A 7,325-nucleotide genomic window follows, 5' to 3' on the forward strand; every position below is an offset into this window, starting at 1 on the left:
CCTTGCCCGATGCGCCGGATTGGTGTGGCGCTTTGATGCTGGAACAGGGCGTTAGTTTCATTCGCTGGGTTTAAGGGTTCGTTAAGGCCGGGAATGCAGAGTGGCCCGCTGCCCTGCAGCTGCCGCAGTTTAGCGAAAAATCCCGAGTCTGTAGACCGGCGAGGCCATGGATGTAACGCGTTTGTGGCACAAGGCCAAGCCGTCGTGGCACCAGTGGTGTGATAGGCGGCGTCGGTGGTGAACCTGATTGCGGTTTTCCCTGTAGGCGATGTGCGATACAAATAGGCAAGATAAACATCACTACCTGATGTGAGCAGTGACCTAACCATGCGACTCTTACTTGTTGAGGATGATCCCATGTTGGCTGCGGGGTTGCTGCGGGCCTTACAGTCCGAAGGCTATACCGTTGATCATGTGGACCGGGGAGAGCTGGTGCTGGGGGCTGTTCGCCAGGGCGGTTTCGACTTGTTGATGCTGGATCTGGGGTTGCCGGGAATGGATGGCCTGGAGGTGCTAGGTGCATTGCGCCAGATCAATCGGCAGCTGCCGGTCATAATTATCAGCGCCCGTGATCAGCTGGATGACCGTTTGCGGGGCCTGGATGGCGGTGCCGATGACTATTTGATCAAGCCGTTTGCGGCCTCGGAGCTGGTCGCCCGGATCCGGGCCCGATTGCGTCGTCGCACCGAACAGGCGTCCCCCGTGCTGCATTTTGCGGATCTGGGCATCGATCCGGAGCGTTTTACCGTCACGAAAGCCGGGCAGACGGTTCCGTTATCACGCCGTGAAATGGGCGTGCTGTTCCAGCTGGTACGGAGCCCGGGCAGGGTTTTCACCCGGGAGCAGCTGGAGCAGGGGTTATATGGCTGGAGTGAGGGTATCGAAAGTAATGCGCTGGAGGTGCATGTGCACCATTTGCGTAAAAAACTGGGCAATACGGTGATTCGCACCGTGCGAGGAGTGGGATACAGCTTTGTTGGCGGAGATGAAAGCTAGTGTTTTCCATTCGCCGCTTTCTGCTGGCCTCGCTGCTGGTGCTCATTGTGGGTGGCGGTGTGCTGCTTGGCACCATGACCTACCTGACGCTGTACCACGAACTGGATGAGCAGTTTGATGCCGAGCTTGTTCAGAGCGCCCATCTGCTCGCCCGGTTTTTGCCGGCGCATCGTGATGCCTCCCTGTCCACGCCGCTGACGCAGGCTGAGCATCGTTATCAACGCTACTTTGTCTATCAGGTGTGGCAAGGTGACACGCTGGTTTCCGCCAGTGAAGGCACACCGACAACACCACTGGTTGCTTTGCAGGATGAGCCGCATCTTGGTGAGCGTGATGGCTGGCACAGCTATGCGCTGCCGTTGCCGGGGAATCGCTGGCTGGTGCTGGCGGAAAGCGATGCTGCCCGCCGTTCTATCGTGGATAACATGACGGCGACGGTGCTTGCGCCCTATGTGCTCAGCCTCCCTGTGATCCTTCTGCTGGTGTGGTTGGCGATTCGTCGGGGGCTGGCCCCGCTGGCCGCTCTGACGGCATCGGTCAGTCGCCGTACCCCGGAAAACCTGTCGCCGCTGGTTCGCGCTCGCCCTGTGCGGGAATTGGAACCGCTCCATGACGCCCTGAATGCCCTGCTGACACGGCTGGAAGACGGCATTGCCCGTGAAAAACGGTTTACCGCCGATGCGGCCCACGAGCTGCGTACATTGCTGATGGTGTTGCGCCTGCATGCCGATAACGCCGTCAGTGGCTCGCAAACGCCATTATCTGATGACTCATTGCTGCAAATGCAGCAGGCCATTACCCGGGCTGAACGAATGCTGGAGCAGTTATTGGTGCTCGCCCGGCTGGATCCCCTGCACGCCCGCATGCCGGAGATTAACCGGGCAGAGGTGGTGTCGGTGGCGAGAGACACCCTGGCCAGCCTGGTGCCGTTGGCTGACCAATATCAGCAACAACTTCAGTTGCTGGTGGAGCAGCCCGTCTGGGTTTCGTTACCACCAGAGGCCCTGCATCTGTTGTTACGCAATCTGGTGGACAACGCTTGCAGGTATGCCCCGGCCGGAGATATTGCGATTAGCGCAGCGGTGACTGATGACACAGTGATACTGGTAATCAGCGATGCCGGCGACGGCCTGAGCGAGGCACAGCAGAAACGGTTTAGTGAACGCTTCAGTCGTGGCTCCGGTGTGGCCGGTGGGGCGGGTTTGGGATTGTCGATTGTAGATGGTGTTTTGTCTCTCTATGGTGGAACCTTGCGTTATCGACAGCGTGAGGGTGACACGACCGCCGCAGCCATACTGTCTTTGCCTGCAGCTTCAGCGGGCAGCGAGCGATAAGTGAGCTATAGTAAGGGTTTGAGTTGCGGTGAGACGGATCTTGGGAGTGAGCATGAGTAACGATAAATTCAGTGAGAAAATGGGGGATGCCATGCTGGACCCTCGCAATAATCGAATCTGGAAGGGTTTGTTCTGGTTGCTTGGTTTGCTGTTGTTGATCGACGTGCTGCTGGGCTGGTACTGGAGCCAGGAGCCTGAGTTGCGTGAGGTGACGGCGAAAGCGGATGCCGTGCGAGGCGAGACTACCGCGCGGGAGCTGATTTTTGTTGCTGATACCCTGCTGTCCAAGCCTGGTGGTTACCTCAGTAATGATGTGCTTCCGCACCGTCTGTGGCTGGATAACATGCCGGCCTGGGAATATGGCGTACTGGTGCAGGCGCGCGATTTCAGCCGGGTATTACGCCGGGACATGAGCCGTTCACAATCCCAGAGCCAGGAAGATAAAGACCTGGCTATTGCCGAGCCGCAGTTCAATTTCGATGCCCAAAGCTGGGCCATGCCGGCCACGGAAAGCGAGTATCGCCGGGGCATCAAGGCGTTGCAGCGTTATGTGGATCGGCTGACGGATGCCAATGAGAACGACGGCAAGTTCTACGCCCGGGCCGATAACCTGAACTATTGGTTGAACGAGGTGCAGAACCGGTTGGGATCCCTGAGTCTGAAACTGAGCCAGAGTGTCGGGCGCAGCCAGCTGAATGTGGACAAGGACGGCACCATTGTGGCGGCGAAGCCGGAGAGCGATGAAGATTTTGTCAAAACACCGTGGCTGAAAATTGATGACGCTTTCTATGAAGCCCGTGGTGCAACTTGGGCGCTTGCCCAGCTAATGCGCGCAGCGGAAGTGGATTTTGCGGACGTGCTGCGCAAAAAGAACGCCACTATCAGTTTCCGGCAAATGGTTCGCGAACTGGAGGCGACCCAGGAAACGGTGTGGAGTCCTATGATTCTCAATGGTGATGGTTTTGGCATGCTTGCCAATCACTCGCTGGTCATGGCTAATTATGTCTCCCGTGCTAACGCTGCCCTGATTGACCTGCGCAAGCTGCTTCAGGAAGGGTGAGAAAAGCCGTTGAAGGTTGATAGTGGAGAGTTAACAGCTGCGCGTTAATCGCTAGTGCTATCTCGGAAACGAAGAGGCCGCGCTCAAGTGCTGGGTGCGGCCTCTTGTATTTCTACTCTCAATAATGGCGTCTGCGCAGTCAATCATTTGCCACGCTTGAGCTCAATAGCTTCCTTCTTGCGCTACCTTGTTTTGTCTCATTAAGTCTTTCTTAAGTTAACGTCACTAGCCTTTCTTGTGCGCCTGTTGATTGGGCCGAGGAGGTAACGTGACCGTTTCTTATATCGCACCGCAGTGGCAGTCCCGTCTTGACCGCAATGGCATGGCCGGATTCGATCTCATGTGGGCACTACCCACCGAGTGGGTTGAAACACCAAATTATCGTCGCGGCGGATGGAGCGGTGTGACCCGGCATCAGCTGGATGATGGTCAGTGGATTTACGTCAAACGCCAGCAGAATCAATTCCGACGCATGGCTTGTAAACCCTGGCAAATGCGGCCCACTTACTTTCATGAATTTAGGGCGTTGCAGCGCCTTCAGTCCGCCGCCATTCCGGTGGTGGAATGGCTTTATTACGGCGAGCGCGACGGTGCAGCAATACTGGTGACGCTGGCGCCGCCAGGCTATGTGGACCTGGCTTGCTTTGCCAAGACCCAGGACGATGCGCAATTACGGATAGTGATGATGCGCCTGTTGCGTGTGCTGCACAGTTTGCACCGCAACCGCTGGCAGCATGGCGCCTGCTATCCAGCTCATGTGCTGGTGCATCCGGTGTCACTGGATATCGTGCTGCTGGATCTCGAACGCTTTCGCCAGCGTTTCAGTGTGGCTGCCGCCGCCCGTTCCGATTTTTCCCAATTGCTGCGTCGCAGCCATTTCCTGTCGCCGGCTATTCGCGCTCATCTGCATGCATTGCATGAGAGGGCCGGTCGCCGTGACGCCTCCGCACTCCCCTTACACAGAGATCCCCGTCATGCTTGATGATGTTGTTGCGCTGTCCCGAGACCGGGTCAAGATGGATGAGAAAACAGTATTGCGTTATGCCAACCGGAAGCCGGCCAAACACGCTGCGGAAATGGCGCTGGTTGAGCGTTCCATGCCAGACCTGCCTGCCGGTGCCCGCGTGCTGGACGCTCCCTGTGGTGCTGGTCGCCTTAGCCTGTGGATGGCTCAGCAAGGCTGGGACGTATCCGCCATGGATCTGGGTAGTGCTGCTGCGGACTTTACCCGGAAATTACTGACCGATAATGCATTGTCGGGTGAGGTAGACGTTGGCGATGTTTTTGCCATGCCCTGGGAGCGTCGGGAATTTAAATTGGTGGTGTGTTTTCGTTTGATTCACCATTTTCCGGATGCGCAAATCCGTGAAAAATTATTGACCGAATTGGCCCGGGTAGCGGATCAGCACTTGCTGGTGTCGTACCTTTCTCCCTGGTCTTATACTGGCCTGAAACGCTGGTTGAGATATCGACTCACGGGGCGTCGTAGCCGGCAGAACCATACATCGTTGACTGAATTGCAATCTGTGCTTGAGCCACTGGGGTTTATTCTGGCAAGGGATGTTGCGCAGCGGCGTTACTTCCATGCGCTGCACATGGCGTACTTTATTCGTGTGAGTAACCGGTGAAGCGGAGCGCTTGATCGCCTTTGTACACCCTCCGGTGTGATAACCGCAACAGCCCGCGCCGGTAATCCGGGCGCGGGCTCTTTTTTTACCTGCTTGTTAGTAGTGCACCAATACTCGGTGTGTTCGGCAGCGGTATTCAAGCTGCCCGGATATTTTTCTTTGGCTCGGGCAGGCTCTTACGCCATTCTTCAATCAGCGCACTGTTGTCGTCGTCCCAGGGGTGGAAGCCGGGTTTCAGGTAGCTGAACCAGGCGGGGATTATGCTGCTGATCACGCCTCTGTAGCCAAACCCTTTCCACAGCCCTTTGGCTAGGGTGAGAGGTTTACGGTGGACATTGTCTCGCTTGAGCATCTGCCAGGTGAAGTAGCTGGAGAAGCCGATCAGGTAGGCAGTGCTGGAGAGGAACAGGCGCTGGCGTTCCAGGTAGTTACCGTTCACGTCCGTGTACAGGTCGTAGGCCACGGCCTTGTGTTCGGTTTCTTCAATGGCGTGCCAAACCCACAGGTCGCGTACCGCCGGGTCCATCTTTTTCATCAGGTCCGGGCGGCGCAGGATGGCGTCGGCCAGAATGGCAGTAAAGTGCTCCAGGCCGGCGGTGGCCGCCAGCTGCTGGCGTTTGCTCATGTATTTGCGGGCACCGGCCAGCAGCTTGTTGGTGACACCCAGAGCATGGGCAACGATGTCGTCATATTTGCCATCGGCAATCAGGTCATTGAAGGCCTGATGTTCCAGGGAGTGCATGGCTTCCTGGCCAATAAAGCCGGAAATATCCTTCTGGCGATCCTTGTCCTCTACCTGGTCGCGCAGGGCACGCACAGAATCCACGAAGAAACGTTCACCGTCGGGAAAGGTCAGCGACAGGATATTCAGCAGATGGGTCAGCACCGGGTCGTTATCAAACCAGTAATCATCGTGCTGTATGCCATCGAAGGAAAACCCCATACGGCGGGGTACGATGGGCACAACCGGTGCCTCATGTTTTTTTGTCAGCGGCAATTTCATGTTGGCTCCTGGCGCAAATGCCATTGGTGACATTGCTCAATGACAACTACTATGCAGGCAGGGATAACCAAGTTCTTGTCGTGGAGGGCCAACAAATGGTGAGTTCGGGCCGCACCTGGGGAAATGCCGGGGTGCCGGGCATCTATGTGGTGCTGTTGTACGACCTGTTGGTGGCCCTGAAGCTGGATGCGCCGGCCCTGCTGGTGGGGTTGGGGGTGAGTCGGGATGAGCTGCTGGCGGTGGATCGCCGGGTCTCCATGTCCCTGGCCCAGACAGTGGCCGAGCGCGGGGTTGAAATGGTGGGGGACCGTGGCCTGGGGTTTCGCTATGCCCGCGCCATGAGCATTACCCTGCATGGCCCGGTGGGGCTGTTGGCCCTGTCCAGCGCCAGCGCTCAGGATGCCCTTGATGCGGCTTGCCGGTTTCTCGGCCTGCGCGCCCCGTTTCTGGAAATTCATCAGGCCCGCCATGCAGACCGGGCCCATCTTCAATTACGCAGCACCCGCCCGTTAGGGGTGGCCCATGATTTTATTATCGAAGCCATGCTGGTGGGGCTGGCGTTCATGATCGAGCAGCTGTTGGAGAGCCTGCCGGAGGGGCTGGAGATTCACCGTCGCGGGCCCGCGCCGGCCTGGCTGGCGGCGCTGCGGGACGATGTAGGGGTGCCGGTGCGGTTTGATCAGTCGGAAGACGCGCTGGTGTTCCCCTTGTCTGCGCTGGAGGCGCGGCCGCGGCTGGCGGACCCGCAGGTGGCAGCGATTGCCCGGGAGCAGTGCGAGATGGAGTTTCGTCAGTGGCGCACGGAAGAAGATGGCGTGATGGCGGAGCGTATCCGCGCAGCGTTGCAGGACCATGCGGCGCCGTTGCCGTCGCTTGAATGCATGGCGAATCGGCTGGCGGTGTCTGCCCGCACTCTGAAGCGTCACTTGCAGCAGGTCGGGTTGAGCTATCGCCAGTTGCAGGACGAAGAGCGCTATCGGCAGGCTTGCCGCTTGTTGGGGAAGGCGGAGCAGAGTATCAGCGAGGTGGCTTATCATCTTGGTTACAATGATGTGGCGAACTTTTCCAAGGCGTTCAAGCGCTGGAGTGGACTGACTCCGAAGGGCTATCGGGAGCAACACTCGTGGGTGTGAGGCGCGAGTAACGAGTTTCGCGTTGCGAAGATCAAAACCTTTACAGGCCAGGCGCTTCGGTTTTTGCTTTTCGAAACTCGAAACTCGAAACTCGAAACTCGAAACTCGAAACTCGAAACTCGAAACTCGAAACTCGAAACTCGAAACTCGAAACTCGTAGGTCTTGCCCCC

7 protein-coding genes are annotated in these 7,325 nt (G+C 57.7%); 6 read left to right on the forward strand and 1 reads right to left on the reverse strand.

Annotated features, from left to right (window positions below):
- Positions 1–327: 327 nt before the first annotated feature.
- From CL546_RS10310 to CL546_RS10330, 5 genes are all read left to right on the forward strand, one after another.
- Positions 328–996, forward strand: a complete 669-nt coding sequence (locus CL546_RS10310) for a response regulator transcription factor (protein WP_290494710.1) — start codon at positions 328–330, stop codon at positions 994–996.
- Positions 996–2,330 (forward strand): ATP-binding protein, encoded by a 1,335-nt coding sequence (locus CL546_RS10315; protein WP_290494712.1) that lies wholly within the window; start codon positions 996–998, stop codon positions 2,328–2,330. Before CL546_RS10310 ends, CL546_RS10315 begins: the two co-directional genes overlap by 1 nt.
- Positions 2,331–2,382: 52 nt before the next feature.
- Positions 2,383–3,390 carry a DUF2333 family protein gene (locus CL546_RS10320; protein WP_290494714.1) on the forward strand — a complete coding sequence of 336 codons (1,008 nt, stop codon included), beginning with the start codon at positions 2,383–2,385 and terminating at the stop codon, positions 3,388–3,390.
- 268 nt (positions 3,391–3,658) lie between these two features.
- Positions 3,659–4,372, forward strand: coding sequence for a lipopolysaccharide kinase InaA family protein (locus CL546_RS10325; protein WP_290494715.1), 714 nt, complete (start codon positions 3,659–3,661; stop codon positions 4,370–4,372).
- The gene (locus CL546_RS10330; RefSeq protein WP_290494717.1) at positions 4,365–5,018 is read left to right on the forward strand and encodes a class I SAM-dependent methyltransferase; all 654 of its coding nucleotides are present in this window, start codon (positions 4,365–4,367) and stop codon (positions 5,016–5,018) included. Before CL546_RS10325 ends, CL546_RS10330 begins: the two co-directional genes overlap by 8 nt.
- Before the next feature lie 136 nt (positions 5,019–5,154).
- Here the strand turns inward: CL546_RS10330 and CL546_RS10335 are convergent, their stop codons facing one another.
- The gene (locus CL546_RS10335) at positions 5,155–6,021 is read right to left on the reverse strand and encodes a metal-dependent hydrolase (RefSeq protein WP_290494718.1); all 867 of its coding nucleotides are present in this window, start codon (positions 6,019–6,021) and stop codon (positions 5,155–5,157) included.
- A 95-nt stretch (positions 6,022–6,116) separates the two neighbouring features.
- Here CL546_RS10335 and CL546_RS10340 point away from each other — a divergent pair, with 95 nt between their 5' ends.
- Entirely contained in the window at positions 6,117–7,154 is a 1,038-nt protein-coding gene (locus CL546_RS10340) for an AraC family transcriptional regulator (protein WP_290494719.1), read from the forward strand.
- The last annotated feature ends 171 nt before the right edge of the window (positions 7,155–7,325 follow it).

The organism is Alcanivorax sp., assembly GCF_002726155.1.
Taxonomy (GTDB): domain Bacteria; phylum Pseudomonadota; class Gammaproteobacteria; order Pseudomonadales; family Alcanivoracaceae; genus Alcanivorax.

What these genes read in the sequence shown, in the direction of transcription:
- CL546_RS10320 (WP_290494714.1), top strand. Translation starts at nt 2,383, where the DNA reads ATGAGTAACGATAAATTCAGTGAGAAAATGGGGGATGCCATGCTGGAC.
- CL546_RS10335 (WP_290494718.1), bottom strand. Translation starts at nt 6,021, where the DNA reads ATGAAATTGCCGCTGACAAAAAAACATGAGGCACCGGTTGTGCCCATC.
- CL546_RS10310 (WP_290494710.1), top strand. Translation starts at nt 328, where the DNA reads ATGCGACTCTTACTTGTTGAGGATGATCCCATGTTGGCTGCGGGGTTG.
- CL546_RS10330 (WP_290494717.1), top strand. Translation starts at nt 4,365, where the DNA reads ATGCTTGATGATGTTGTTGCGCTGTCCCGAGACCGGGTCAAGATGGAT.
- CL546_RS10340 (WP_290494719.1), top strand. Translation starts at nt 6,117, where the DNA reads ATGGTGAGTTCGGGCCGCACCTGGGGAAATGCCGGGGTGCCGGGCATC.